The following is a 26,593-nucleotide window of genomic DNA, read 5'->3' as shown; positions in this document are numbered from 1 at the left end:
TGCGCGCTGACCAGTGCTTATCCCGTTCCGGAGGCCGACGCGGGAGTCCACTGTCGGTGGCCGCCGCTAGCCTCTCTGGGGTGTCCGCCCATATCAACGATGCCGAGCAGCTCAAGGAGCTCCTCGGCATCCCGTTCACCCCGGAGCAGACGGCCTGCATCATCGCGCCGCCCGCCCCTCAGGTGATCGTGGCCGGAGCCGGGTCGGGCAAGACCACGGTGATGGCCGCGCGCGTGGTGTGGCTGGTCGGCACCGGACAGGTCGCCCCCGAACAGGTGCTCGGCCTGACGTTCACGAACAAGGCGGCGGGCGAACTCGCCGAGCGCGTGCGCAAGGCCCTCGTCAAGGCGGGCATCACCGACCCGGACGTCATCGACCCCGACAACCCGCCGGGCGAGCCGGTCATCTCCACCTACCACGCCTTCGCGGGCCGCCTCCTCACCGACCACGGGCTGCGCATCGGCCTGGAGCCCACCTCTCGGCTCCTCGCCGACGCCACGCGCTACCAACTCGCCGCGCGCGTGCTCCGCGAGTCCCCGGGCCCGTACCCGTCGCTGACCCGCTCTTTCCCCGACCTGGTCAGCGACCTCCTCGCGCTCGACTCCGAACTCTCCGAGCACCTCGTACGCCCCGAGGAACTGCGCGCCTACGACGCCGAACTGCTGCGCGAGCTGGAGGGCGCCAAGCTCAGCAACGCCGACCTGCGCAAGGTCCCCGAGGCGGCCGCCGCCCGGCGTGAACTCGCCGAGCTGGTGGGCCGCTACCGCGCGGCCAAGCGCGAGAGGGACCTCCTCGACTTCGGCGACCAGATCGCCCTGTCGGCCGGCCTCGCCCGGCTACCCGAGGTGGGGCGCATCCTGCGGGACGAGTTCCGGGTGGTCCTGCTCGACGAGTACCAGGACACCTCGGTGGCCCAACGTGTCCTGCTGGCGGGCCTGTTCGGCGGCGGCACCGGCCATCCCGTGACGGCGGTCGGCGACCCCTGCCAGGCGATCTACGGCTGGCGCGGCGCCTCCGTGGCCAACCTCGACGACTTCCCCGAGCACTTCGCCCACGCGGACGGCACCCGAGCGGAGCGTCAGTCCCTCAGCGAGAACCGCCGCAGCGGCGGCCGCCTCCTCGACCTCGCCAACGGCCTCGCAGAGCCCCTGAGGGCCATGCACGCGGGCGTGGAGGCCCTCAGGCCCGCCCCGGGCGCCGAGCGCGACGGAATGGTCCGCTGCGCCCTGCTGAGCACCCACGCCGAGGAACTGGCCTGGATCGCCGACTCGATCGCCCACCTCGTGCGCACCGGCAAGGAACCCGGCGAGATCGCGGTCCTGTGCCGCACGGCGACCGACTTCGCGGAGATCCAGGGCGCCCTCGTCGCACGCGACGTCCCGGTGGAGGTCGTCGGTCTCTCCGGGCTGCTCCACCTCCCCGAGGTCGCCGACCTCGTCGCCGTCTGCGAGGTCCTCCAGGACCCCGGAGCCAACGCCTCGTTGGTCCGTCTGCTCACGGGCCCGCGCTGGCGCATCGGCCCGCGCGACCTCGCCCTCCTCGGGCGCCGGGCCAGGCTGCTCGTGTCCCACGCGCGCGTGGGCGCCGATGACGACCCCGACCGTCGGCTCGCCGCAGCCGTCGAGGGCGTGGACCCGTCCGAGGTGATCTCCCTCGCCGACGCCCTCGACACGTTCCTCGAGCTGCCGTTCGAGACCCAGAGGGAGGACGACGGGCTGCCCTTCTCGCCGGACGCGCGCGTACGCTTCGCCCGCCTCGCCGCCGAACTGCGCGACCTGCGCCGTTCCCTCGCCGACCCCCTCATGGACGTGCTCCACCGGGTGCTCGCCGTCACCGGCCTGGAGGTCGAGCTCTCCGCGTCCCCGCACGCGCTGGCCGCCCGCCGCCGCGAGACGCTCTCCAACTTCCTGGACACGGCCGCGTCCTTCGCCGCCAACAGCGCCGGAGACGCCACCCTGCTCGCGTTCCTGGCCTTTCTGCGCACGGCCGTCCAGTACGAGAAAGGCCTCGACAACGCCCTGCCGGGTGGCGAGAACACCGTCAAGGTGCTCACCGCCCACAAGTCCAAGGGCCTGGAGTGGGACGTCGTCGCGGTCCCCGGGCTGGTCACCGGAAACTTCCCGAGCACCCAGGGCCGCGAGAAATGGACCGCGCAGGGCAAGGTGCTCCCGCACGGGCTGCGCGGCGACTCCGACACCCTCCCCGACATCGAGGCCTGGGACTCCCGGGGCCTGAAGGCCTTCCAAGAGGCCATGAAGGGCCACCAGCACACCGAGGAACTCCGCCTCGGCTACGTCACGTTCACTCGCCCCCGCTCCCTGCTCCTCGGCTCCGGCCACTGGTGGGGCCCCACCCAGAAACGCCCCCGCGGACCGTCCGACTTCCTCCAGGCCCTCCACGACCACTGCGCCGCCGGATACGGCGAGATCGAGGTCTGGGCCGACCAGCCCGAGGAGGACGCCGAGAGCCCCGCCCTGCACGCGACCACCGCCGACCACGCCTGGCCGCTCCCCCTCGACGACACGGCACTGGCCCGCCGCCGGGCGGCCGCCGAGACCGTACTGGCACATCTGGAGCGCGCGGCCTCCCTCCCCGGGGCCGCCCCCGATCCTCGGCCCCACGAAAACCCGGAGTGGCCGCCTCCGCCGGAGGAAGACTTTCCGGACGACAGCATCGAGGACTTTCCCGAGGAGGACGCCTCCGACTGGGACACCTGGACGGCGGACCGCCCGGCGGAAACGCCGGAGATCCCAGCGGACCCCGAAGAGCCCCTCCACGCGCGCGTGCCCCACCCGGACCCGCACACGCCCGCCATCCCGCACGCCCGACGGCATCCGGCCGAGCACGACCTCACCCCCGAGGAGGCCCGCACCCTCGCCTCCTGGGACCGCGACCTGGACGCCCTCACCGGGGAGCTCCTGCGCGCCCGCGCGAACGTCACCGACGTACCCCTGCCCGCGTCGCTCACCGCCTCGCAAGTGCTGCGCATGGCGGCCGACCCGGACGGTTTCGCGCAGGAACTCGCACGCCCCATGCCGCGCCCTCCACAACCGGCAGCGCGCCGGGGCACCCGCTTCCACGCGTGGGTCGAGGCCCGCTTCGAAGAGCTGACACTGCCCATGCTGGAGCCCGACGAGTTGCCCGGCAGCGAGGCCGAGATCGCCGACGAACGGGACCTGGAGGCCCTCAAGGACGCCTTCGAACGCACTCCGTACGCGCAGCGCACGCCCCACCGCGTCGAGGCGCCCTTCCAGCTCGCGATCGCCGGACGCGTCGTACGCGGCCGCATCGACGCCGTCTACGAGAGCCGCGACGGCGACGGGACGACGTACGAGATCGTCGACTGGAAGACCAGCCGCTCCCTTACCGCCGACCCTCTCCAGCTCGCGCTCTACCGACTCGCCTGGGCCGAGCAGAAGGGCGTGCCCCTGGAGACCGTGAAGGCCGCTTTCCTGTACGTGCGCACCGGCGAGGTCGTACACCACGAGGCTCTGCCCGACCGGGCCGCGCTGGAACGGCTGCTGCTGGAGGAGCCGGGCGTCGACGGGCCGCAGACGCCTCTGGACGGGCCCGAGCCCTTCGCGGACGAACCGCCCGACGGGGATGTCGGTGGGGGCCGATAGGCTCGTGAGTATGAGCAAGCCCGTTGACAGTGCCGTCAGCGCCGTCCGTACGTACATCCAGAACCACCGCGCGGCTTTCCTCGACGACCTCGTGGAATGGCTGCGCATCCCGTCCGTGTCGGCCCAGCCCGAGCACGCCGCGGACGTCGAGCGCAGCGCCGACTGGCTCGCCGCCAAACTCCGGGAGACCGGCTTCCCCACCGCCGAGGTCTGGCGGACACCGGGCGCACCCGCCGTCTTCGCCGAGTGGCCCTCCGACGACCCCGAAGCCCCGACGGTCCTCGTCTACGGGCACCACGACGTGCAGCCCGCCGCCCGCGAGGACGGCTGGGACACCGAGCCGTTCGAGCCCGTGATTCGCGGAAACCGCCTCCACGCGCGCGGGGCGGCCGACGACAAGGGCCAGGTGTTCTTCCACACACTCGGCGTCCGCGCCCACCTCGCCGCCACCGGCCGCACCGCCCCGGCCGTCCGTCTGAAGCTGCTCATCGAGGGCGAGGAGGAGTCCGGCTCCCCGCACTTCCGCGCCCTCGTCGAGCAGCACGCCGATCGCCTCGCCGCCGATGCGGTGATCGTCTCCGACACCGGCATGTGGGCCGAGGACACTCCCACGGTGTGCACCGGCATGCGCGGCCTCGCCGAGTGCGAGATCCAGCTGTTCGGGCCCGGCCAGGACATCCACTCTGGCTCCTTCGGCGGCGCCGTCCCCAACCCGGCCACCGAGGTCGCCCGCCTCGTCGCCGCCCTGCACGACGAGCACGCGCGCGTGACGATCCCCGGCTTCTACGACGGCATCGTGGAACTCACCGACGTTGAGCGCGCACTCTTCGCCGAGCTGCCCTTCGACGAGGAGCGCTGGCTGCGCACGGCCAAGTCGACGGCGGCGTACGGAGAGGCCGGCCACACCACCCTGGAGCGCGTCTGGGCCCGCCCGACCGCCGAGGTCAACGGCATCGGCGGTGGCTATCAGGGCGCCGGCAGCAAGACGATCATCCCGTCGTCCGCCATGGTGAAGCTGTCCTTCCGCCTGGTCGCGGGCCAGGACCCGGACCACATCGAGAAGATCGTCCGCGCGTGGGTCATCGATCGGATCCCCACGGGGATCGGCTACGAGATCACGTTCAGCGGCGCCACCCGCCCCTGCCTGACTCCGCTGGACCACCCCGCCCTGCAGGCCGTCGTACGCGCCATGGGCCGCGCCTTCGAGCAGCCGATCCGCTACACACGCGAGGGCGGCTCAGGGCCCGCCGCCGACCTCCAGGACGTCCTCGGCGCACCTGTGCTCTTCCTCGGCATCTCCGTCCCCTCCGACGGCTGGCACGCCCCGAACGAGAAGGTCGAGCTGGACCTGCTCCTCAAGGGAGTCGAGACCAGCGCCCACCTCTGGAGCGACCTGGCCGAAAGCCCCCGCGAGGCACACTGAACAAGGCCCGCCACGCCCCAGCACATCCGCCCGCCGTACGCCCCGCAGAACCGCCCACTCAAACAACCGTTCCATCGGGGGAGTTGGAAGCACTCGTGACCACTTGGACCGACCACACCGCCGACCGACCCATCGCGCTCACCGCCCCGAGCGGCATCGACCGGGCCGCCCACCACCGGCTCGACGAGGCCTGGCTCGCGGCGGCGTGGAGCCACCCCACCACCCGCTGCTTCGTGGTCTCCGGCGGCCAGGTCCTCATCGACGAGACACCGGACGGCGCGACCGAACTCGTCATGACCCCCTCGTTCGAGGCCCCGCTCACCGAGGCGCACCGCTACTTCCTGGGCACGGACTCGGACGGTGTGAGCTATTTCGCACTCCAGAAGGACGCGCTGCCCGGTCGCATGGACCAGTCCGCGCGCCCGGCGGGTCTGCGGGAGGCGGGCATGCTGCTGTCCGCGCGCGACACGGGCCTCATGGTCCACGCGGTCGGCCTGGAGAACTGGCAGCGCACCCACCGCTTCTGCTCCCGCTGCGGCGAGCGCACGGTCATCGCTGCGGCCGGCCACATCCGCCGCTGCCCGGCCTGCGGCGCCGAGCACTACCCACGCACCGACCCGGCCGTGATCATGGCCGTCACGGACGACGAGGACCGCATCCTGCTCGGCCGCCAGGTGCACTGGCCCGAGGGACGGTTCTCGACCCTCGCGGGCTTCGTCGAGCCCGGCGAGTCCATCGAGGAGTCCGTGCGCCGCGAGGTCCACGAGGAGGTCGGCGTCTCCGTCGGCCAGGTCGAGTACATCGCCAGCCAGCCCTGGCCCTTCCCGTCCAGCCTCATGCTGGGCTTCATGGCCCGCGCCACCTCGACCGAGGTCGACGTCGACGGGGACGAGATCCACGAGGCCCGCTGGTTCTCCCGCGAAGAGCTGCGGGCCGCGTTCGAGTCCGAGGAGGTCCTGCCTCCCTACGGCATCTCGATCGCGGCCCGGCTGATCGAACTCTGGTACGGCAAGCCCCTGCCGATGCGAGGTCACACCGGCTAGGACCCGACCCGCGAGGCGTCAGACGCCGACCTTCTGCTTGACCTGCGCCAGCGAGGGGTTCGTGAGCGTCGAACCGTCCGGGAAGAGAACGGTGGGAACCGTCTGGTTCCCACCGTTCGCCTTCTCGACGAACGCCGCTGACTCCGGGTCCAGTTCGATGTTGATCTCGTTGTACGTGATGCCTTCGCGGTCCATCTGGCTCTTCAGACGGCGGCAGTAGCCGCACCACGTGGTGCTGTACATCGTCACAGTGCCCGGCATGTCTCTGGCGCTCCTTCACGGCGTTACGGCTTGGGATGCGTGGTCGCAGTGGGAGGAACGTACGCGAGAGCGCGGCCATTCCCGTACGCAGCCCTGGGGCGCCTGCAGTACTGAAACGTGGCGCGGTGACAGCTGTCGCATTAATACGACTGCGAGGGCCTCCCTGTGGACAACCGGCTCAGCCGTCTCCGGCGACCTGGCAGCATGGCTGTGTGACAGCAGCAACGCACTCCACCCTCTTCCCGCGGGTCCCCGACTCGGCCGACGCGGTGCTCGAAGGGCTCGACCCCGAGCAGCGCGCGGTGGCTACCGCCCTGCACGGGCCGGTGTGCGTGCTGGCCGGCGCCGGTACGGGCAAGACGAGAGCGATCACCCACCGCATCGCCTACGGGGTGCGCGCCGGAATGCTCCAACCCGCCAGCGTGCTCGCCGTCACGTTCACCAACCGCGCCGCAGGAGAGATGCGTGGGCGCCTCCGTCAGCTCGGAGCCTCCGGCGTCCAGGCCCGGACGTTCCACTCGGCGGCCCTGCGGCAACTGCAGTACTTCTGGCCCAAGGCCGTCGGCGGCGTCATGCCGAGGATCGTCGACCGCAAGATCCAGCTCGTCGCGGACGCGGCCGCCGCCTGCCGCATCCGTCTCGATCGCAACGAACTGCGCGATGTGGCGGCCGAGATCGAGTGGTCCAAGGTCACCCAGACCGTCCCCGCCGACTACGCTCCCGCAGCCGACAAGGCGGGTCGTGACATCCCTCGCGACGCCGCCGAGATCGCCCAGCTCTACGCGACCTACGAGGACCTCAAACGCGGGCGCTCGGTCATCGACTTCGAGGACGTGCTGCTGCTCACCGTCGGCATCCTGCAGGACCGCCACGACATCACCGAACAGGTCCGCTCCCAGTACCAGCACTTCGTGGTCGACGAGTACCAGGACGTCAGCCCCCTCCAGCAACGCCTCCTGGAGCTGTGGCTCGGCGACCGGGACAATCTGTGCGTGGTGGGAGACGCCAGCCAGACCATCTACTCGTTCACTGGCGCAACCCCCGACCATCTGCTGGACTTCCGCCTCCGCCACCCCGGGGCCACCGTCGTCAAACTGGTCCGCGACTACCGCTCCTCCCCGCAGGTCGTCCACCTCGCCAACGGCCTCCTCTCCCAGGCCCGTGGCCGCGCCGCCGACCACCGCCTGGAGCTGATCTCCCAGCGGCCCCCGGGTCCCGAACCCGTCTACACCGATTACACGGATGAGCCGACCGAGGCCGAGGGCGCCGCCCGCCGTATCCGCGACCTCGTCGCCTCCGGGGTCCCGGCCGGCGAGATCGCCATCCTGTTCCGCACGAACTCCCAGTCCGAGACCTATGAACAGGCCCTCGCCGACGCCGGAGTGCCGTACCAGCTCCGTGGTGCCGAGCGGTTCTTCGACCGACCCGAGGTACGCAAGGCGGGCACGGCGCTGAGAGCCGCCGCCCGCTTCGGCGCCAACGACACCCTCCTCGAAGACGCCGTCGACCTCCCCTCGCAGGTGCGGGCCGTGCTGTCCGGCGAGGGATGGACCACCGAGCCCCCGGCGGGCTCCGGCGCCGTCCGAGAACGCTGGGAGTCGCTCGCGGCCCTGGTGAGCCTGGCGCAGGACTTCGCCGCGGCCAGACCGGACGCGACGCTCGGCGACCTGGTGGCGGAACTCGACGAACGGGCGAGCGCCCAGCACGCCCCGACCGTCCAGGGCGTCACCCTCGCCTCACTGCACTCCGCGAAGGGTCTGGAGTGGGACGTCGTGTTCCTCGTCGGAGTCGCCGAGGGCATGATGCCGATCACCTACGCGAAAACCGACGAGCAGATCGAAGAGGAGAGACGTCTCCTCTATGTGGGTGTCACCCGCGCGCGAGAACGGCTCTTCGTCTCGTGGTCCCTGTCCCGCTCGCCCGGCAGCCGCCCGAACCGTCGCCCCAGTCGCTTCCTCAACGGCCTGCGCCCCGGCTCGTCCGCCACCACGGGCCGAACGGGGGCGAGCGGCTCCGGAGGCGTCGAACGGGGCTCGGCGAGCAGCCCCCTCGTGGGTGAGACGGGCGGCGGCACAGCGGCGGCCCCGCGCCGCACCAGCCGTACGCCCGCCCGCTGCCGTGTCTGCGGACGCACCCTGCGGGACGGCGGCGAGATGAAGCTGATGCGCTGCGAGGACTGCCCCTCCGACATGGACGAGGGACTCTACGAACGGCTCCGCGAGTGGCGGGCCGTTCAGGCTCGGCGCAGCGGACAGCCGGAGTTCTGCGTCTTCACGGATCGCACCCTCATGGCCATCGCCGAAGCGGGGCCGAGCACTCCGGTCGAACTCACTCGCATCCCCGGCGTCATCGCGCGTAAGCTCCAGCGCTACGGCGCCGATGTACTCGACATCTGCGCAGGTCGGGAGCCCGCGAGCCTTGACGAGAGCGACTGATACGAACTCGTCGAAAAAATAGTTTGCGCATGCCCCAGCAATCCCCATAGGTTCTTAAGCACGAGAGCGGCGGCCTTTTCGAAGGCCCCAGTTTCGTGATGTACTTCATACCCGTCGGATCGGCTTCGCATCGATCCCCCTAGACGCCGAGAGGAGGCGAGTCCAGTGATCAGCATCAACACCAGCTCCATCAGCCCGGTCAAAATGACCGATTGCTCGGCCGTCTCCCTGTGCATGCTCGGCGTCTCGAACCTGGGCACCGGTCTGTCCGCCATCCGTGGCGGTCGTCCGGCCTCCTCCGTGTCTCCTGCGGGTCTTCCCGTCAGCGAGCGCAATGAGCGACCGACCAAGGCACTGGAAGCAGCAGTAACGGCACAGGCCCAGGCCTATGCCTTTGCGGCCGGTGCCGGATTCCGGAAGCAGACGACGCAGCACCACCTGATGTGGGCCTTCCGTGGGCCACGACCCTGGAGTGATCCAGCCTGATCCGATCAGGCCGGCGCCTTCAGGGCCGCGGAACCCCATCCGGGATCCGCGGCCCTTCTGTTTGTCCCCGACCGGGGGCTGCAGAGCGAAGGGGCCTCGGGACAAGAAAAGAACCCGGTACCAGCCGCCACCCGGCCAACCGGCCGGAACGACAAGACGAGGAAGACGAACCGTGCAACTCGAAGCGCACGCCCCGTCCGTACCGCCCTCAGAAGCGATCCCCAAGCCCGGTCTCACGGAGGACTCCACCTTGACCCCGCTCACTGCGCTCACCGCGCTCGACGACGCCATCGAGAACCTCGGCGTATCCGTCCCCTGCCGCTCCTACGACCCGGAGGTCTTCTTCGCCGAGTCGCCGGCCGACGTCGAGTACGCCAAGTCCCTCTGCCGCACCTGCCCGCTGATGGAGGCTTGCCTCGCCGGCGCCAAGGAGCGGCGTGAGCCCTGGGGCGTCTGGGGTGGCGAGCTGTTCGTCCAGGGTGTCGTCGTAGCCCGCAAGCGGCCCCGTGGTCGCCCGCGCAAGAACCCGGTCACGGCATGAACATCACCGGAACGATCGACCGCCCCCTCACGCACGACCCCCAGAAGCAGGCCCCGATGAAGCCGTCCACCAGCGAGCCCAGAGGCTCCGCGACCCCAGACTTCACCACCACCGGCGCGAACGACTCGCGTCAGAACAGGACCCGAGAGATGCATCTCATGCCAGAAGCCATGGCTCGTGCGCATATGCGCGAGCTCCTGCACACGGCCGAGCAGGAACGCCCGGCCGCGCGCCTGGTGACTGCCCGCCGGATGCAGCGCAGGGCCGAGCGCGCCTCGATGCGCGCCCGCCGTGCGCTCGCCATGGCGGTCATGCAGGCGTAGCCGTCATGCAGTAGTGGTCTCCGCTGACGGAGGACTGACACGTCAGTACCGCCACCTGCAGCAGTGCCTCGTCCCGGGGGGCCGGTCCGAACGGACCTGCCCCCCGGGGTGCGTTGTGACCGGCTTTCCGTCGGTCACGGCGTTATCGTCGCCGAGTGACGAGTCTTTCCGGGGGCGACGACAGCTCCGGCTCTGCCGTCGACCCTCAGACCCTTGTGTGCGCCAACTGTGGCGCCACCACCGAAGACCCCCAGCCGCTGTGGACCTGCTCCGTGGAGAACGGCAGACGGCACTATCTCTGCGAGACCTGTGCCCGCGAGAACCTGCGAGCGATTGAGGGACGGCTCGACTTGGCCTGGTGGTGACCCCCGCTCAGGCCTCGGCGGCGGGCTCGCTCTCCTCCTCCGGCAGGAACCCCGGCAGCCACTCCTCCAGTTCGTCGCGCATACGAACCGTGGCGCCGAGCTGACACAGAACGCCGATCGTGCTCAACGTCACACGGTGGATGAGCAGATAGGACGGGGGCAGGTTCAGCTGCTTGCCGAGCTGGTGGGCGGGGGAGCGGGGATCGGCTATGCGGGCGGCCTGGCTGCGCATCCATCCTCGGGCGAAGGTGAACTCGTCCGCCCGCACCGGCTCGATGATGGGGAGCAGATAGTCGAGGACCGCGTCCGGGTCCAGTTCTATCGACTCCTTCACGAAACCCTCCGTACAGAGCATCTCGTAGACGGCCTCGGCCTCGCCCTCGATGGTCAGCCGCAACGCATCACCGATAGGGGCCGGCAGGCCGCCCGGCAGACGGTCCACCGTGCCGAAGTCGAGGACGCCCAGCCGCCAGCCGAGCTTCTCGTCGGGCAGCAGACGGAAATTGCCCGGGTGGGGGTCCGCGTGAAGGAGGCCCGTGCGGGCCGGGCCCGAGAACAGGAAGCGGGTCAACAACTGGCCTGCCCGGTCGCGCTGCTCCTGAGAGCCGTCGGTGATCACTTCCGAGAGGGGTATGCCGTCGATCCACTCTGTGACCAGGACCTGGTCGCACTGGTGCACCACGGCCGGCACCACCACGTCCGGGTCGCCCGCGAACTCCTCCGCGTGGGCCTGCTGGGCCTGAGCCTCCAAGCCGTAGTCGAGCTCTTCGGAGACTCGGTCCCGCAGTTCCGCGATGAGCGGCTTGACGTCTATCCCGGGGATCAGCGGGCCCAGAAGGCGGGCGAAACGGCCGAGTTGGTTCAGATCGGACAGGAGGGCTTCCCCTGCGCCGGGGTACTGGACCTTGACCGCGACCTGGCGGCCGTCGTGCCACACGGCACGGTGCACCTGACCTATCGAGGCCGCTGCGGACGGCTTGTCCTCGAACTCCAGGAACAGCTCCTGCCAATGGTCGCCGATCCGCTCCTGGAGCACGGAGTGCACCGTGCGTGTCGGCATCGGGGGCGCCGCCTCCTGGAGCTTCGTCAGCGCCGCGCGATAGGGGCCGGCGACCTCCTCCGGGAGCGCCGATTCGAAGACCGACAGGGCCTGGCCGAACTTCATGGCGCCGCCCTTCAGCTCGCCCAGGACCTTGAACAGTTGCTCCGCCGTGCGCTGTTGCAGCTCGCGGCCCACGAGCTCGGCGGACTCGCCGACGATCCGTTTGCCGAGTCCCCAGGTGGCCCGGCCTGCGATGCCGAGCGGAAGCGCGGCAAGCTTGGCGGTCCGGGTGACCGCCTTCCGGGGAAGATCAGACATGCGCCCTCCAAGTCCCAGCAGGCCGTGCCGCGTGTGCCTTGCGGGACAACCTCGTTGACCGCTGATGCCCCGCCATTGTCTCGTGCGGTCCCCCGTCCATAGCGGTGTGTTCCTCATTACCTTTCTCGACGGGCTCCCTCTCCGCGGCCGCGCACGGGCACGCGGGGTGTGCCCAGACCGGGCGCGCGTGCCAGTCGAACCCGGGCAACGTGGTCTCCCAGCGGGCTCCCGCACTGGACGGCAACCGCCCGTCGAGGAACGCGAGGGCATGCCCGGCGGCCAGCCCGGCGACGGTCGTGGCCAGCGCCAGATCGCACGCCTCGACCTGACGAGGCCGACCGGAACGCCACTGGGCCACCAGCCGCGGCCAGGTCTCGTCGCGATCGGCCCGCCCCTGGTCGAGACAGCCCGCGCAGGCCGTCTCACCGGGGAGGACCAGAGGGCCGACGACACCCGTTCCCTCCACGACCCCGGCATAGAGATGGGGTGTGCCCGAGGCGATCAGCGGCTCGGCGGCAGTGGGCTTGGGGGCGTGGACGTCGACACCGTCGCGCGGGGCGACGATCACCAGGGAGAAGCCGGGCTCCTCGCGAAGACGGTTCGTCGGCCCCTCCTCCGCCTGGCTCTTCGAAAACTCCGGTGGCGACTGCGGTCCTCGTCGGCGCCGGGGCGGGCGATCCGGTGCGGCGAGGCGAGCGGCCCGCCGTGCCGCCGTGTCCCTGCGGTCACCGATCGACTCGGCGGGCAGACCGCCCGGCGCCACGTCCCACGGCTCGACCCGGCCCACGTCGCACACGCCGACCTCGCCGACGCCCGCGCCCGACAGGAGAGAGGCGATGACGGCACCGACGCGGCCCGCGCCCCGTACCTGCACGCGCATTGAACGGCGGGCGGCCAGCTGCTTCATGGCGTCACCCGGGGCGGGCGCGATCAGCGAGAGCGTGGCGGCGTCCGGCCGGAGCCGGGCCAGGACCTCGGGTTTCCCCCGCAGTTCGTCGGCGGCCGGGCCGCCGCCCCTCACGTCGTCCAGCAGACCGGAGCGGGCGAGCCGGTCCACCAGCCCGTCCACATGCCCGTCGGGCAAGCCCATTCTGCGGCCCTCGTCACGCAGGAGCGGCAGCCCGCGCGTGCCGTCGAGCAGGTCGAGAAAACTCCCCGTTGCCGTGTCCATCGGCCCGAGCACCATGGCGTGCGCGGGCGCGAGCCCGAACTGCACGGTGTTGAGATCCCGCCAGCCGCGCCGCAGCGCCGGCTTCACCATCGGATGCATGATCGACCCCCGTGGTCGTGAGTAGGTCCCCGTGCGCCGACGGTGTCCGTGCATGGCTCGCCGACGAGTGCCAGCATGTACGGGCCGCGACGACTGGTGTCGAGAGTTGTCCACAGGCGGCCGTATTCGTCGTACAAATCAGGCTCTCGGAGTGCGGATCCTTACCGAACCGTTCGCGAGGCGGGACTTCCCCCATGTGCAGCGGGTAACGTCGGGGCGTGCCCGCCGACCCACTGCACCGCGCCGGAAAGCCACAGCGCAGCACGACGAGCCAGCCGCCAAGCGGTTCGGGGGCGAGCGCGATCGAGGTTCGCAGGAGCGCGCGACGGCGCAGAACCGTCTCCGCGTACCGCGAGGGCGATCGCACCGTCGTACTGATCCCCGCTCGTATGTCCGAGGCGGAGGAGCAACGCTGGGTGACCGTCATGCTCGACAAGCTGGCCGCACAGGAGAGTAAACGGCGCATCGGCGACACCGAACTGGCCGAGCGCGCCGAGCGCCTGTCGGAGCAGTTCTTCGGCGGCCGGGCCCGCCCGACGTCGGTCCGCTGGGTCACCAACCAGAACACACGCTGGGGCTCGTGCACCCCCGCCGAGGGCAGTATCCGGCTGTCGCACCGCCTGCAGGGCATGCCCGAGTACGTCGTCGACTACGTCCTCCTCCACGAACTCGCCCACCTGCTCGTGCCCGGCCACGGCCCGCGCTTCTGGCGGCTGCTGGAGGCGTATCCGCGCACCGAGCGCGCTCGCGGCTACCTCGAAGGAGTGGTGGCCGCCGACCGGCTGCCGCACCTGCCGGCCGGACGCGACGAGTGACAACACCCCTGATGCCACCGCCCGGCAAACGGGGCGCATCGGATGCCCGAGACGCGTAAAACGCGCACTACGGGCAGTCGGCGCACTCCACGCGCGCGTGTGCGTTTCGCGGTACGGGCGGCCGAAGCCGCGTTTTTGTACCGGGTCTGTACCAGCCTCGTACGGCTCGGGACTTTGCGGTTAGCCTGACGCGACGCGCACGCAGGCGTACTCACTTCGGGATGGGGGACGGTCGTTACGCATGGCCAGGGAATTCCAACGCGGCCACAAGGCCAAGATCAGTGACCTCACCGCGGGCACGGACCTGTACGTAGGCGTACAGATCACCGCCCCCGGACTGACCTTCGACATCAGCTGCTTCGGTCTGGACGCCGACGAACGGCTCTCGGACGACCGGTACTTCATCTTCTTCAACCAGCCGAAGAGCCCCGAGGAGTCGATCCAGCTCCTCGGTGCCCAGTCGGGCGACACGGAGTCCTTCCGAGTCACACTCGACAAGATCCCGCCGCAGATCCAGAAGCTGTCGTTCACGGCGACGATCGACGGCAACGGGCAGATGTCGCAGATCTCCCCCGGTTATGTCCGCATCGTCGCAGGTGGCGAAGAGGTGGCCCGCTATCCGTTCGACGGCTCGGAGTTCTCCACCGAGCGCGCCGTGATGCTGGGCGACTTCTACCTGAAGGACGTCTGGCGGTTCGCCGCAGTCGGCCAGGGCTTCGACGGCGGCCTGGACGCGCTGCTGAAGAACTTCGGAGGCGAGGTCGCCGAGGAGGAGCCCGCCGCCGCACCGCAGCAGCCCCAGTCCGACGCCGCCCCCGGCTTCGCCCCGCCCGCGTTCGGCGCACCGCCGGCTTCGGTGCCCGCCCCCGCCCCGGCGCCCGACCAGGGCTTCGCGCCCCCGGCTCCCTCGCCCTCCGTGCACGCCGCGCCGACCATCGTTGCGCCCCTGAACACGCCGCCCGGCGGCACGGTGCCGCCTCCGGCGGCGCCTCAAGGCGGGCCTTTCACGCCTCCCGGTGCCCCACCGCAGGGCGGGCCTTTCACGCCTCCCGGCGCACCACCGCAGGGCGGACCCTTCACGCCCCCCGGCGCCGCGCCGCAGGGAGGCCCGTTCACGCCCCCGGGCGCCCCCGTCGCCTTCCCGGGCCAGGCACAGCCCTTCGGCGGTGGTACGCAACTCGCGCCCGTGCCGCCGGAGGCAGGCCTACGCGCCGTTCTGACGAAGTACAGCGAAGCCCCCGTCGGCGACCGCTGGACCGAACAGAACCCCCAGCTCGTACGGACGACGCTCACCAAGGGCGCCAACATCCTCGCCAAGCAGGGCAGCATGGTCGCCTATCAGGGCGACATCGATTTCGCCCACAAGGGCTCCGGTCTGCTCGGCAAGCTCACCGGGCAGCTCACCGGCCAGGGCATGGCCCTGATGCGTTGTTCCGGCGACGGCGAGGTGTTCCTCGCCGACGAGGGCAGCCATCTCTTCGTCATCCGCCTGGAGAACGAGCAGCTCTACACCAGCGCGCGCGGAGTCCTCGCCTTCGACGAGGCGCTGGACACCGAGATCCGCCGTATCGAGGGTGCGGGCCTGCCCGGCGGCGGCCTGTTCAGCATGCTCTTCTCCGGCACGGGCGCGGTCGTCGTCAAGACGCGCGGCCTTCCCGTCGTCCTGCCCGTCGGCCCGGCCACCTACGTCGACGGCAACGCCGTCATCGCCTGGTCCGCCGGCGCGCAGGCCGTCACCACGACCTCGCTCAGGCTGCGCCGCTCCGGGTACGCCCGGCAGACCCAGGAGGCCATCAACCTCCAGTTCCGCGGCGCCCCCGGCAACTTCGTCGTCGTCCAGCCCTTCGAGGTGTGAGGCAGAGCATGGACCTCCAGACACTCAACGCGCACCGCTCCACGTCCACCGGCGTCCGTATGAGCGTGCACAGCTCCAAAACGCTCAAGGTCGCCATGGTCACCGGTCAGGACCTCCTGGCCAAGGCCGGCTCGATGATCGCGTACGACGGCTATGTGCAGTTCGACGCCGCGCCCGCCTCTCTGCGCCGCAGCGCCGAGGAGATGGTCAGCGGCGAGGGCGGCAAGCTGATGCTCTGCCGGGGCGACGGGGAGCTCTATCTCGCCGACTACGGCGGTGACGTCCTCATCCTCCACCTGAACAACGAGGCGCTGTCGGTCAACGGCCCGACCCTGCTGGCCTGCGACGCCTCCCTCCAGCTCACCATCGAGCCGGTCAAGGGCCTCGCCAAGCTCTCCGGCTCCGGCCTGACCAACCTGGTCATCCGCGGCACCGGATGGGTCGCCCTGGTCAGCCGGGGTGTGCCGATCTCCCTCGACTGCGCCGAGCGGGAGACGTATGTCGACCCCGACGCGCTGATCGCCTGGACCGACGGCCTCGACATGAAGGCCCGCCGCACCATCAAGGCCGGTGCCCTGATCGGCCGGGGCAGTGGCGAGGCCTTCCAGATCGGGTTCAAGGGGCAGGGCTTCGTGGTCGTCCAGCCCAGCGAGGACACCGGCGACCGCTTCAAGATCCGTGGCTGACCGGGGCTGAGAGGAGCACCAGCACACCATGCACAGCACACTCTTCGCGCACATCCCGGTGAACCACACCGAGCGCTACACACTGCAGAACCCGCAACTGCTCAAGACCGACGTCACCATCGGCAGCAGCCCCGTCCTCGCCCGGCAGGGCGCCATGGTGGCCTTCGAGGGGCAGGTGGAGTTCGACAGCCAGTACCGCAACCGCAGCTGGCGCAATGTCGAGCGGATGACCGGTGAGCGCCTCGAACTCATGCGCTGCAAGGGCAACGGCATCGTCTACCTGGCGAACTTCGCCCAGTACCTGCACATCATGGAGGTCGGCAGCGGCATCACCGTCGACTCCTCCGCCGTCCTCGCCTTCGACGGCTCCCTCAACGTCGGCATCGTCGCCGTGGACAGCGCCGTCGAGGTCGCCTCGGCGGGGGCGTACAACCTGGAGCTGTCCGGCGGTGGCAAGGTCGTCCTGATGACCTCGGGCGCGCCGCTCGCCCTCGAAGTCACGCCCGAGAAGAACATCTGCGTCGACTCGGACGCCGTCATCGCCTGGTCCACCTCGCTGCGTACGCAGCTCCAGGCGCCGACCTCCACCTCCGCCGTGTGGCGCCGCAGGGGCTCCACCGGTGAGGGCTGGGAGATGCACTTCGGAGGCCGCGGACACGTCCTGGTGCAGCCGAGCGAGCTGCTGCCGCCGCAGCACGTGCGTACGTCCGGGGTGCTCGGACAGTTCGGTATGGGCGGCGGCGGGCTGAGCGGGAACTCTCTCGGGGGCAGCCGCAACTGATCGGCCTTGGAGCACGGACAGGCACATGTGTAAGGGGCGGCCGCCATGGCGGTCGCCCCTTACGGCGTCTTCCCCCCGACGGGGGTCTTCCCCCAGTTCCGCAGCGCCACACCGTGCCGGGTGTGCCACATCGAGCCGGGCCTCAGAGTCGGGCCTCAGAGTCGGGCCCGCGTCGCCTCCAGCAGTCGTACGACCGAGTCGTCGGCCACGTCCGCCACCTCGGCGTACGGGAACCAGCGCAGGTCGAGGGACTCGTCGCTGATCGCCTCGACGGCGCCGGACGGGGCGAGGGCCGCGTACTGGACGTCCAGGTGCCAGGCGCAGGGTGTGTGATGGCGGTCCAGGCGGACCGGTCCGCCCGGCAGGAGAGTCAGCCCGGCGACACCGGATTCCTCCGTCGCCTCGCGCAGGGCAGAGCCCGCAAGGGTGACGTCCTCCGGCTCGCAGTGGCCGCCCATCTGGAGCCACATGCGCAGCTTCTTGTGGAGCGTGAGCAGCACCCGCTCGCGCTCGGGGTCGATCACCAGCGCGCTAGCCGTGATGTGGCCGTCGCCGCAGGCCTTCCACATGCCGTCCGGGTGGGCCGCCAAGTGGTCCAGATAGGTCTGGCGCAGCTCGGCCTGGTCCTCGTAGCTCTTCAGTACGAGGACCGCGTCGTCGTGCAGGCTCACTCGGTGTCGTCGTCCTTCTTCTTCAGGTCCTTCTTCAGGTCCGGCTTCTCCGTCGAGCCGCCCTCTGCGGCCTCGCCGAGCATCTTGTCCAGCTCGGAGAAGTCGAGCTGCTCGCGGTGCACGAAGCCGTCCGGGTCGTCCAGGTCGGAGGCCGTGGGCAGCATGTCCGGGTGCGCCCACAGGGCGTCACGGCCGTCGACACCGCGCGCGTCCGTCAGGGACGCCCACAGACGGGAGGCGTCGCGCAGGCGGCGCGGCCGCAGCTCCAGGCCGATCAACGTGGCGAACGTCTGCTCGGCCGGGCCGCCCGTGGCGCGGCGGCGGCGCAGCGTCTCCCGCAGCGCGTCCGCAGACGTCAGGCGCGGCTTCGCGGCCGCGTGCACCACCGCGTCCACCCAGCCCTCCACCAACGCCAGCGCCGTCTCCAGACGGGCCAGGGCGGCCTTCTGCTCCGGGGTGTCCTCCGGCTGGAACATGCCCTGCTGGAGCGCCTGCTGCAGCTCCTCGGGGTTCTGCGGGTCGAACTGACCGACCACGTCCTCCAGCTTGGCCGTGTCGACCTTGATGCCGCGCGCATAGCCCTCGACCGCGCCGAACAGATGCGAGCGCAGCCACGGCACATGGGCGAAGAGCCGCTGATGCGCGGCCTCGCGCAGGGCCAGATAGAGCCGGACCTCGTCCTTGGCGATGCCCAGGTCCTTGCCGAACGCCTCCACGTTCAGCGGCAGCAGCGCGGCCTTGCCGGCCGGGCCGAGCGGCAGGCCGACGTCGCTCGAGCCGACGACCTCGCCCGCGAGCACGCCCACGGCCTGCCCGATCTGCTGGCCGAACATGGCGCCGCCCATCGACTTCATCATGCCGATCAGCGGGCCGGCCATGGCCTGCATCTCCTCCGGCAGGATGTCGCCCATGGCGCCGCCGACCCGCTCGGCGACCGGGTCGACCAGCTCCTTCCACGCGGGCAGGGTGGCCTCCACCCACTCCGCGCGGGACCACGCCACGGCCGAGCCCGCGCCGGACGGCAGGGACGTCGCGTCGTCCAGCCACAGGTCGGCGAGGCGGACGGCCTCCTCGACCGCGGTGCGCTCGGCGGGGCCGACGCTCGCGTCCTTCGTGCCGTCGGAGGTGCCCTGCGCGACCGTCTGGCGGGCGATCTGTTTGGCCATGTCCCAGTTCACCGGGCCGCCCTCGTACGAGAGCATCTGGCCCAGCTGCTGGAAGGCGGCGCCCAGGTCGGTGGGGTTCATGGAACCGAACATCGCGGCGAACGGATTGTCGGCGCCGGAGCCGCCGGCCCCGGGGAACCCGAAGCCGAACGGGTTGGCCGGTCCCTGACCACCACCGCTCTCCTGGTCCTTCTTCTTGCCCTCGTCGCCGTCGTCCGGCTCCTCCGGCGGAAGGCCGAATCCGAATGGGGTGTCGCTCACGGGATTCCTCGGCTGGTAGGGCCGGCGGCTCTTCGCCGACGGCACGGGCTGCCCGAACACCATCCAGCGTAGACACCGCGGCGGGTTCGGGCCTCGGTGCTTCGCCGACTGAACGCCTGCGGCAGGATGGATGCCACCTGGTACGTACGCGTCACACGCGTATCTACTGAAGACAACCGCTGGAGACGCCCGGTGAGTTCCCCAGATCCGCAGGTTCGCGCAGCGCGAAACCTTTCAACCAATCCCGCCGTGCGAGGGCCCGTCGTCGCGGTCACCGGCGCCGCGTCCGGGGTCGGTGCGCTGCTCACCGAGCGGCTCGCCGCGTCCGACGAGATCCGGCAGGTCATCGCCATCGACGAGCGGCGCGGCGAGTGCGCGGACGCCCAGTGGCACATCCTGGACGTACGGGACCCGGCGATCGCCGACAAGCTGCGCGGGGCGGATGTCGTCGTGCATCTCGCGGTCGACCTCGACCTGGGTACGGACGCGGCGGCGCGCAGCGCGTTCAATGTGCGCGGCACCCAGACCGTGCTCACGGCGGCCGCCGCGGCCGGGGTGCACCGGGTCGTGCTGTGCACCTCGGCGATGGTCTACGGGGCGCTGCCCGACAACGAGCTGCCGCTCTCCGAGGACGCGGAGTTGCGCGCGACCGCCGAGGCCACCGGGGTCGGCGACATGCTGGAGATCGAGCGCCTCGCACGCCGGGCGCCGCGCGCCCATCCGGGCCTCAATGTCACCGTCGTACGCCCCGCTGTCCTCGTCGGCGGTACGGACACGGCGCTGACCAGGTACTTCGAGTCGCCGCGGCTGCTTGTGGTGGCCGGGTCCCGGCCCGCCTGGCAGTTCTGCCATGTCGAGGATCTGTGCGGTGCTCTGGAGTACGCCGTGCTGGAGAAGGTCGACGGGGAGCTGGCCGTCGGGTGCGAGGGCTGGCTGGAGCAGGAGGAGGTCGAGGAGCTCAGTGGGATCCGGCGCATGGAACTGCCGTCGGCGGTGGCGCTGGGCGCCGCGGCCCGGCTGCACCGGATCGGGCTGACACCTTCGCCGGCGGGGGACCTGGCCTACACGATGTACCCGTGGGTCGTGAGCGGGAGCCGGCTGTACGACGCCGGGTGGCGGCCGCAGTGGACGAACGAGGAGGTCCTCGCGGAGCTGCTGGAGGAGGTCTCGGGGCGGCACACGGTCGCCGGGCGGCGGCTGGGGCGGAAGGACGCGACGGCGGCGGGTGCGGCCGGCGCGACGGTGGCGCTGCTGGGCACGGCGGCGTTGGTACGGCGGGCGCGGAAGGCTCGGCGGCGGCTTTGAGGGTGCGCCCTTGCGGTGGCCGGGCGGGGGTGGGGCGCGCGGCCCGGCGCTCGAGGTGTGCCCTCTCGTCGGGACGGGTGCCACCTCGGCGGCACGACTGCCCGCGGTCACCAGCCGCTGTACGAGGCTCCGAGGCTCCGCGCGCGCGTGACTGGTGATACGACGATGTCGCCTGGTGTGCTGGTGAGGCACGATGGAGGCATGGCTGCCAATAACGATCATCCTGGTGAGCAGGGGGCCGACGAGCCCGTCAAGCTGATCGCCGTTCGCGAGACCGCCCTCTCCCTCGATGAGGTCTTCCGGGCCGTCGGGGACGACGCCGCCGGCGGGACCGCGCTCTTCGTGGGGACCGTGCGCAACCACGACGGAGGCGCCGACGTCGACACGCTCGGCTATTCGTGTCATCCGACCGCCGAGGCCGAGATGCGGCGGATCGCCGAGAAGGTGGTCGCCGACTACCCGGTCCGGGCGCTCGCCGCCGTGCACCGCGTGGGGGATCTCAAGGTCGGGGACCTCGCCGTCGTCGTCGCCGTGTCCTGTCCGCACCGGGGGGAGGCCTTCGAGGCCTGCCGCAGGCTCATCGACGACCTCAAGCACGAGGTGCCGATCTGGAAGCACCAGAAGTTCTCCGACGGGACGGAGGAGTGGGTGGGGGCCTGCTGAAGATCGGCGGGTCCGACGGCCGGTGCCGCCCGTGCTGTGGCCGGAAGGCATCCGTGTGTATTCCGGTTGCGTAACCGGCCCCCCGGCGTGAGCGTTGACGGAGCTGATGGTTAATCTGCTGATCAGTCAGTTGCGGTCGCTCGATTGGGGTTGGGAGGTCGGCATGGCGGCGCTTGCCTGGTTGCTGATTCCGCTTGTGGCTGCGATCTGTGCCGGACTGTGGGCCGGCTGGGTCGGCCGGAACCGCAAGACCATCGAGGACGACACCGAACTCGCGGGCTACACCCGTTTCCGCGAGGCAATGGAGAGGTCGCACTCCGCGAGCTAGGCGCACGTGCGCGCGTACCCGCTCGGCGGCCCCGACAGTGTGTTGACAGAGCTGTCCCGTACTGTCGTTCCATGCCACGCCGCACCGCGACGATGCTCGCCTCCACCCTGATGCTGATCGCGCTCCTGTGTGTGGGAGTGTTCATTCCCGTGCCGTACTCGGAGATGTCACCGGGGCCGACGGTCAACACGCTCGGGGACCACGGCGGCGAGCCGGTGCTGCAGATCTCGGGGCACAAGACCTATCCGACGACCGGCCATCTCAACATGACCACGGTCCGGGTCACCTCCGCCGACTACAAGATGAACCTCGTGGAGGCCGTCTACGGCTGGCTCGCGCACGACAACAAGATCGTGCCGCACGACACGCTGTACCCGGACGGCAAGACCGAGGAGGAGTCGACGCAGGAGAACGCCGAGGAGTTCAGCCAGTCCCAGGAGAGCGCCAAGGTCGCCGCCCTGGAGCAGCTGGACATCCCGGTGACGTCCTGGGTGATCGTCTCCAGCGTACGCAAGGACACCCCGGCCGAGGGCAAGCTGCACGCCGGTGACGTCATCAAGTCCGTCGACGGCACGGCGGTCGAGGCGCCAGGGGACGTGGCGAAACTGGTCACCAAGCACAAGCCCGGCGAGGACGTCGTCTTCACGATCGTGCCCGCGAAGGCGCAGGCCGCCGCCGAGAAGAAGAACAAGACGGCGACCGAGACCGAGAAGGTCACGATCACCACCGTCAAGTCGGACGACACGGGCGAGGACCGGGCGATCGTCGGCATCGCCGCCGGAACCGACCACACGTTCCCGTTCACCATCGACATCAAGCTCGCCGACGTCGGCGGCCCCAGCGCCGGGCTGATGTTCGCGCTCGGCATCTACGACAAGCTCACCCCGGGCAACCTCACCGGCGGCAAGTTCGTGGCCGGCACCGGCACCATCGACGACGAGGGGAACGTCGGCCCGATCGGTGGCATCGAGATGAAGACGGTCGGTGCGCGCGGCAAGGGCGCCCAGTACTTCCTGACGCCGAAGGACAACTGCGCCTCCGCCGCCAAGGACACCCCCGACGGCCTCACCCTCGTCAAGGTCGACACCATAAAGGACGCCCTGGACGCCCTGAAGGACATCCGCTCGGGCGACACAGCCGACCTCCCGAAGTGCACCTCCAAGGGCTGAGACACAGGACGACTCGAAGAGGACGCAAGAAGAGCACAAGAAAACAGACGTACACGCGCATGGGGGCGCCCCGGAACCGGGGCGCCCCCATCGCCGTACATCCGAAGCCGGAAGCGGCTGAAGGTCAGTCCACGAACGTCGCCGCCAGGGCCTCCGCCAGGCCCGGGACCAGCTCCGGGCCCGTCAGGACCTCCGTCGGGGTGTCCTTCTCGCGCAGGCGCAGGGCGGACTCGCGGGTGCCGTCGCGGAGCACCGCGACCGTCATCCGGACCTCCTGGCGGTCCGGGTGGTCGGCCACCCACTTGGTGAGGCGGGCGCCGTCGAGGTCCGCCGGTACGGACGCCTCGGCGGACGGCGGCAGCATCAGCCGCTCCACGGTCAGTGCGCAGCCGACCACCGAGTCCGGCCAGGCGATGGTGCCGAGGAACTCGTCAAGCGGCTTGCCGGACGGGACCTCGTCCTGCTCGATCGGGGTGAGACCGGCGGTCTCGGACTCGTCCTGAAGACCGAGCTGGGCCGCGAGCGCGGGTTCCTGGGCCCGCAGCCGAGCGGTATCCACGAGGGCGAAGAGGCGAGCGGGCTGGTCCCAGCCGAGGCCGGAGGCGTACTCGTCGAGCTCGAGCACGGCCCGGGTGAGCGGGTTCGCTGCCATGGGTGTGTTGGACATGGTCACAATCCTGCCTCGTTCGTCACCGGAACCGGGAACCGAGTAAAGCGTGAGTAAGTTGCATAGGTGAGGCCTCTACGATCACGGGGCCCGCTGGAGGGTCCGTAGACCGCGGGCCTGACGGATCGACAGCGACTTCGAGGTGCGCACCTTGGCTTTCCAGATGCCGGACCGCGGCGGAGGCCCGTCGGGGCCACGGATCAGAGTGGGCCGACCGTCCCGACGTGTCCGGACGCTGCTCATGACACTGGGCGTCCTGGCCGTCCTCGGCATGGCGTTCATCATGTTCGCGGGATTCTGGACGGACTGGCTCTGGTACCGGTCGGTGAATTACTCGTCCGTGTTCACTACCACGCTGTGGACGAAGATCGGGCTCTTCTTCGTCTTCGGTCTGTTGATGGCGGCCGCGGTCGGCTTCAACATCTGGCTGGCGCACCGGCTGCGCCCGCCGCTGAGCGCCATGTCGATGGAACAGCAGAGCCTCGACAGATACCGCATGGGCATCGCGCCCTACAAGAAGTGGCTGCTCCTCGGGATCACCGCCCTGGTCGGCCTCATCGCCGGCGCCTCCGCCTCCGGGCAGTGGCGTACGTGGCTGATGTGGGTCAACGGAGTGTCGTTCGGCCAGAAGGACCCCCAGTTCGACCTGGACGTCTCCTTCTACGCCTTCGACCTGCCCTGGTACCGCTTCCTGCTCGGCTTCGGCTTCGCCGCCGCCGTGCTCTCGGTGATCGCCGCCGCGCTCACGCACTACCTGTACGGCGGTCTGAGGATCACTTCCCCCGGCGCGCGCGCCACGGCCGCCGCCACCGGGCACCTGTCGGTGCTCATCGGGATCTTCGTCGCCCTGAAGGCGGTCGCGTACTGGCTCGACCGGTACGGCCTCGCCGTGAAGTCCAGCGACTTCAAGGCGACCGGCAACTGGACGGGCCTCAGGTACGTCGACGCGAACGCGTATCTGCCGGCCAAGACGATCCTGTTCTGCATCGCCGTGATCTGCGCGCTGCTCTTCTTCGCCACCATCTGGCGGCGCACCTGGCAGCTGCCGGTCATCGGCTTCGGTCTGATGGTGCTCTCGGCGATCCTCATCGGCGGGCTGTACCCGGCGATCGTCCAGAAGTTCCAGGTCCAGCCGAACGAGCAGGCCAAGGAAGCCCCGTACGTCGAGAAGAACCTCGAGGCCACACGCAAGGCGTACGGCATCGACGGCACCGACGTCGAGGAGTACTCGGGCACGAGCGACACCACCGACAAGGCCAAGCTCCGCGCGGACGCCGACACCACGGCGAGCATCCGCATGCTCGACCCGAACATCGTCTCGCCGACATTCCAGCAGCTCCAGCAGATGAGGAACTACTACGCGTTCCCCACCAACCTGGACGTCGACCGCTACAAGGGCCAGGACGGCGCGGAGCAGGACACCGTCATCGGTCTGCGTGAGCTGAACCTCGCGGGCATCCCGAAGAACAACTGGATCAACGACCACTTCCGTTACACCCACGGTTACGGCGTGGTCGCCGCCAAGGGCACCGAGGCCACCTCCGGCGGCCGGCCGGTCTTCACGGAGTCCGACCTGCCGTCCAAGGGTGACCTGGGCACCTACCAGCAGCGGGTCTACTACGGCGAGAAGACCACCCAGTACTCGATCGTCGGCGGTCCCCAGAAGGAGATCGACTACTCCGACGACAACGGCGAGAAGACCAACAGCTACAAGGGCGGCAGCGGGGTCAACCTCTCCAGCCCGGTCAACCGGGCCGCCTACGCGGTGGCGTTCAACGAGCCGCAGATCCTCTACTCGGGCGCGATCGGCGAGGGTTCGAGGATCCTCTACAACCGCACGCCCAAGGAGCGGGTCGAGGCGGTGGCCCCCTGGCTGACCATCGACGGCGACGCCTACCCGGCCGTCGTCAACGGGAAGATCCAGTGGATCGTCGACGCGTACACGACGACCAACGGCTACCCGTACGCCTCCCGCACCACCCTCGGTGACACGACGGCCGACTCGCTGACCGCGAACAACAACCAGCGGGCGGTGGTGGCCCAGCAGAACCAGGTCAACTACATCCGCAACTCGGTGAAGGCGACCGTCGACGCGTACACCGGTGACGTCAAGCTCTACCAGTGGGACACCGATGACCCCGTCCTGAAGACCTGGATGAAGGCCTTCCCGGACACGGTGCAGCCCAAGGCCGACATCTCGCCGGCGCTCATGGAGCACCTGCGGTACCCGCAGGACCTGTTCAAGGTCCAGCGCGAGCTGCTCACCCGCTACCACGTGAAGGACGCCCAGACGTTCCTCAGCGGCAGCGAGGTGTGGCAGGTCCCGGACGACCCGACCAACACCTCGGGCAACGCGGTGCCGCCGTACTACCTGAGCATGAAGCTGCCCAAGCAGTCGGAACAGGCGTTCTCGCTGACGACGACGCTCACGCCGAACGGCCGGGACAACCTCAGCGCCTTCGTCTCGGTCAACGCCGAGGCGGGCACGCCGGACTACGGCAAGATCAGAATCCTGAAACTGCCGACCAGCGAGCCGATCGACGGCCCCAAACAGGTCCAGAGCCAGTTCAACTCGGAACAGGACATCGCCGAGACCATCAGCCTCCTCAAGAGAGGTGACTCCCAGGTCGAGTACGGCAACCTCCTGACGGTCCCGCTCGACGGCGGACTGCTCTACGTGGAGCCCGTCTATGTGAAGGGCGGCGGCCTGAAGTACCCGCTGCTGCGCAAGGTGCTGGTCACCTACGGCGGCAACACGGCCTTCGAGGACACGCTCGACGAGGCGCTCAACAAGGTCTTCGAGACGGAGGGGTCGACCGCCGAGCCACCGGACGAGGGCGACGGCGAAGAACCGCCGACGTCCAGCGATCCGACGGTCAAGGCGGCGCTGGCGGACGCCCAGAAGGCCTTCGGCGAGGGTCAGCAGGCTCTCAAGGACGGTGACTGGGAGGCGTACGGCAAGGCTCAGGACGACCTCGCGGACGCGCTCGAGAGGGCCGAGGAGGCCCAGGCCAAGGTCGACTCCGAGACGGAGAAGGGCAGCGGCAAGAACAGCGACGACAAGGGCGACAAGAGCTCCGGGTAGCTCCGGGAGCG

At 70.2% G+C, this 26,593-nt stretch carries 23 protein-coding genes; 17 read left to right on the top strand and 6 right to left on the bottom strand.

Features of this window, described 5'->3' with window-relative positions; all coding sequences use genetic code 11:
• Positions 1–80: 80 nt before the first annotated feature.
• From SGFS_RS21600 to nudC, 3 genes are all read left to right on the top strand, one after another.
• Positions 81–3,623 (top strand): ATP-dependent DNA helicase, encoded by a 3,543-nt coding sequence (locus tag SGFS_RS21600; RefSeq protein ID WP_286252558.1) that lies wholly within the window; start codon positions 81–83, stop codon positions 3,621–3,623.
• Positions 3,624–3,633: 10 nt separating this feature from the next.
• Entirely contained in the window at positions 3,634–5,046 is a 1,413-nt protein-coding gene (locus SGFS_RS21595) for a dipeptidase (protein WP_286252555.1), read from the top strand.
• Between the two features lie 95 nt (positions 5,047–5,141).
• Complete coding sequence (nudC, locus tag SGFS_RS21590) at positions 5,142–6,089, top strand: NAD(+) diphosphatase (RefSeq protein ID WP_286252554.1); 948 nt, start codon at positions 5,142–5,144, stop codon at positions 6,087–6,089.
• Between the two features lie 18 nt (positions 6,090–6,107).
• On the opposite strand, the gene SGFS_RS21585 is transcribed toward nudC, so the two are convergent.
• Entirely contained in the window at positions 6,108–6,350 is a 243-nt protein-coding gene (locus SGFS_RS21585; RefSeq protein ID WP_286252553.1) for a mycoredoxin, read from the bottom strand.
• A gap of 212 nt (positions 6,351–6,562) precedes the next feature.
• On the opposite strand from SGFS_RS21585, the gene SGFS_RS21580 reads away from it, so the two are divergent.
• The 5 genes from SGFS_RS21580 to SGFS_RS21560 all read left to right on the top strand — a co-directional run bounded on the left by SGFS_RS21580 (position 6,563) and on the right by SGFS_RS21560 (position 10,500).
• Positions 6,563–8,785 carry an ATP-dependent DNA helicase UvrD2 gene (locus tag SGFS_RS21580; protein WP_434027724.1) on the top strand — a complete coding sequence of 741 codons (2,223 nt, stop codon included), beginning with the start codon at positions 6,563–6,565 and terminating at the stop codon, positions 8,783–8,785.
• Between the two features lie 165 nt (positions 8,786–8,950).
• Positions 8,951–9,271 carry a hypothetical protein gene (locus SGFS_RS21575; protein ID WP_286252551.1) on the top strand — a complete coding sequence of 107 codons (321 nt, stop codon included), beginning with the start codon at positions 8,951–8,953 and terminating at the stop codon, positions 9,269–9,271.
• A gap of 172 nt (positions 9,272–9,443) precedes the next feature.
• A complete protein-coding gene (locus SGFS_RS21570) occupies positions 9,444–9,812 on the top strand; it encodes a WhiB family transcriptional regulator (protein ID WP_286252549.1) in 369 nt (122 codons plus the stop codon).
• Positions 9,809–10,135, top strand: coding sequence for a hypothetical protein (locus SGFS_RS21565; RefSeq protein WP_286252548.1), 327 nt, complete (start codon positions 9,809–9,811; stop codon positions 10,133–10,135). The genes SGFS_RS21570 and SGFS_RS21565 overlap by 4 nt, the downstream gene beginning before the upstream one ends.
• Positions 10,136–10,290: 155 nt before the next feature.
• Positions 10,291–10,500, top strand: coding sequence for a hypothetical protein (locus tag SGFS_RS21560; protein ID WP_286252547.1), 210 nt, complete (start codon positions 10,291–10,293; stop codon positions 10,498–10,500).
• Between the two features lie 7 nt (positions 10,501–10,507).
• On the opposite strand, the gene SGFS_RS21555 is transcribed toward SGFS_RS21560, so the two are convergent.
• A complete protein-coding gene (locus tag SGFS_RS21555; protein ID WP_286252546.1) occupies positions 10,508–11,860 on the bottom strand; it encodes an ABC1 kinase family protein in 1,353 nt (450 codons plus the stop codon).
• Entirely contained in the window at positions 11,853–13,130 is a 1,278-nt protein-coding gene (locus SGFS_RS21550) for a ThiF family adenylyltransferase (protein ID WP_286252545.1), read from the bottom strand. The genes SGFS_RS21555 and SGFS_RS21550 overlap by 8 nt, the downstream gene beginning before the upstream one ends.
• A 218-nt stretch (positions 13,131–13,348) precedes the next feature.
• Between SGFS_RS21550 and SGFS_RS21545 the strand changes: the two genes are divergently transcribed.
• The 4 genes from SGFS_RS21545 to SGFS_RS21530 all read left to right on the top strand — a co-directional run bounded on the left by SGFS_RS21545 (position 13,349) and on the right by SGFS_RS21530 (position 17,267).
• A complete protein-coding gene (locus SGFS_RS21545; protein ID WP_286252543.1) occupies positions 13,349–13,945 on the top strand; it encodes a M48 metallopeptidase family protein in 597 nt (198 codons plus the stop codon).
• Positions 13,946–14,186: 241 nt separating this feature from the next.
• The gene (locus SGFS_RS21540) at positions 14,187–15,800 is read left to right on the top strand and encodes a TerD family protein (protein ID WP_286252542.1); all 1,614 of its coding nucleotides are present in this window, start codon (positions 14,187–14,189) and stop codon (positions 15,798–15,800) included.
• Between the two features lie 8 nt (positions 15,801–15,808).
• Positions 15,809–16,486, top strand: a complete 678-nt coding sequence (locus SGFS_RS21535) for an AIM24 family protein (protein WP_286252541.1) — start codon at positions 15,809–15,811, stop codon at positions 16,484–16,486.
• 28 nt (positions 16,487–16,514) lie between these two features.
• Positions 16,515–17,267, top strand: coding sequence for an AIM24 family protein (locus SGFS_RS21530; protein WP_286252540.1), 753 nt, complete (start codon positions 16,515–16,517; stop codon positions 17,265–17,267).
• Between the two features lie 155 nt (positions 17,268–17,422).
• Here SGFS_RS21530 and SGFS_RS21525 read toward each other — a convergent pair whose 3' ends face one another.
• Complete coding sequence (locus tag SGFS_RS21525) at positions 17,423–17,938, bottom strand: NUDIX hydrolase (protein ID WP_286252538.1); 516 nt, start codon at positions 17,936–17,938, stop codon at positions 17,423–17,425.
• Positions 17,935–19,365: a zinc-dependent metalloprotease gene (locus SGFS_RS21520; RefSeq protein WP_286252537.1), complete on the bottom strand. Its 1,431-nt coding sequence runs from the start codon at positions 19,363–19,365 to the stop codon at positions 17,935–17,937. Before SGFS_RS21520 ends, SGFS_RS21525 begins: the two co-directional genes overlap by 4 nt.
• A gap of 192 nt (positions 19,366–19,557) precedes the next feature.
• On the opposite strand from SGFS_RS21520, the gene SGFS_RS21515 reads away from it, so the two are divergent.
• The 4 genes from SGFS_RS21515 (at position 19,558) to SGFS_RS21500 (ending at position 22,830) form a co-directional block, all read left to right on the top strand.
• Positions 19,558–20,670 (top strand): SDR family oxidoreductase, encoded by a 1,113-nt coding sequence (locus SGFS_RS21515; RefSeq protein WP_286252535.1) that lies wholly within the window; start codon positions 19,558–19,560, stop codon positions 20,668–20,670.
• A 201-nt stretch (positions 20,671–20,871) separates the two neighbouring features.
• A complete protein-coding gene (locus tag SGFS_RS21510; protein WP_286252534.1) occupies positions 20,872–21,333 on the top strand; it encodes a molybdenum cofactor biosynthesis protein MoaE in 462 nt (153 codons plus the stop codon).
• Positions 21,334–21,439: 106 nt separating this feature from the next.
• Complete coding sequence (locus SGFS_RS21505) at positions 21,440–21,661, top strand: hypothetical protein (protein ID WP_286252533.1); 222 nt, start codon at positions 21,440–21,442, stop codon at positions 21,659–21,661.
• A 71-nt stretch (positions 21,662–21,732) separates the two neighbouring features.
• Entirely contained in the window at positions 21,733–22,830 is a 1,098-nt protein-coding gene (locus SGFS_RS21500) for a YlbL family protein (protein WP_286252531.1), read from the top strand.
• A gap of 124 nt (positions 22,831–22,954) precedes the next feature.
• Here the strand turns inward: SGFS_RS21500 and SGFS_RS21495 are convergent, their stop codons facing one another.
• Positions 22,955–23,497 (bottom strand): PPA1309 family protein, encoded by a 543-nt coding sequence (locus tag SGFS_RS21495; RefSeq protein ID WP_286252527.1) that lies wholly within the window; start codon positions 23,495–23,497, stop codon positions 22,955–22,957.
• A gap of 163 nt (positions 23,498–23,660) precedes the next feature.
• Here SGFS_RS21495 and SGFS_RS21490 point away from each other — a divergent pair, with 163 nt between their 5' ends.
• A complete protein-coding gene (locus tag SGFS_RS21490) occupies positions 23,661–26,582 on the top strand; it encodes a UPF0182 family membrane protein (RefSeq protein ID WP_286260000.1) in 2,922 nt (973 codons plus the stop codon).
• The last annotated feature ends 11 nt before the right edge of the window (positions 26,583–26,593 follow it).

The sequence above is a fragment of the Streptomyces graminofaciens genome, from assembly GCF_030294945.1.
Lineage (GTDB): Bacteria > Actinomycetota > Actinomycetes > Streptomycetales > Streptomycetaceae > Streptomyces > Streptomyces graminofaciens.
Note: the sequence above shows the minus strand (reverse complement) of the source record. Positions and strands in the feature narration are given on the sequence as shown.

Bases quoted from the DNA above. Each gene is read 5' to 3' on its own strand.
- SGFS_RS21540 (WP_286252542.1), top strand. From the start codon at position 14,187: ATGGCCAGGGAATTCCAACGCGGCCACAAGGCCAAGATCAGTGACCTC.
- SGFS_RS21495 (WP_286252527.1), bottom strand. From the start codon at position 23,497: ATGTCCAACACACCCATGGCAGCGAACCCGCTCACCCGGGCCGTGCTC.
- SGFS_RS21585 (WP_286252553.1), bottom strand. From the start codon at position 6,350: ATGCCGGGCACTGTGACGATGTACAGCACCACGTGGTGCGGCTACTGC.
- SGFS_RS21550 (WP_286252545.1), bottom strand. From the start codon at position 13,130: ATGCATCCGATGGTGAAGCCGGCGCTGCGGCGCGGCTGGCGGGATCTC.
- SGFS_RS21595 (WP_286252555.1), top strand. From the start codon at position 3,634: ATGAGCAAGCCCGTTGACAGTGCCGTCAGCGCCGTCCGTACGTACATC.
- SGFS_RS21500 (WP_286252531.1), top strand. From the start codon at position 21,733: ATGCCACGCCGCACCGCGACGATGCTCGCCTCCACCCTGATGCTGATC.
- SGFS_RS21530 (WP_286252540.1), top strand. From the start codon at position 16,515: ATGCACAGCACACTCTTCGCGCACATCCCGGTGAACCACACCGAGCGC.
- SGFS_RS21490 (WP_286260000.1), top strand. From the start codon at position 23,661: ATGCCGGACCGCGGCGGAGGCCCGTCGGGGCCACGGATCAGAGTGGGC.
- SGFS_RS21535 (WP_286252541.1), top strand. From the start codon at position 15,809: ATGGACCTCCAGACACTCAACGCGCACCGCTCCACGTCCACCGGCGTC.
- SGFS_RS21555 (WP_286252546.1), bottom strand. From the start codon at position 11,860: ATGTCTGATCTTCCCCGGAAGGCGGTCACCCGGACCGCCAAGCTTGCC.
- SGFS_RS21505 (WP_286252533.1), top strand. From the start codon at position 21,440: ATGGTTAATCTGCTGATCAGTCAGTTGCGGTCGCTCGATTGGGGTTGG.
- SGFS_RS21510 (WP_286252534.1), top strand. From the start codon at position 20,872: ATGGCTGCCAATAACGATCATCCTGGTGAGCAGGGGGCCGACGAGCCC.
- SGFS_RS21565 (WP_286252548.1), top strand. From the start codon at position 9,809: ATGAACATCACCGGAACGATCGACCGCCCCCTCACGCACGACCCCCAG.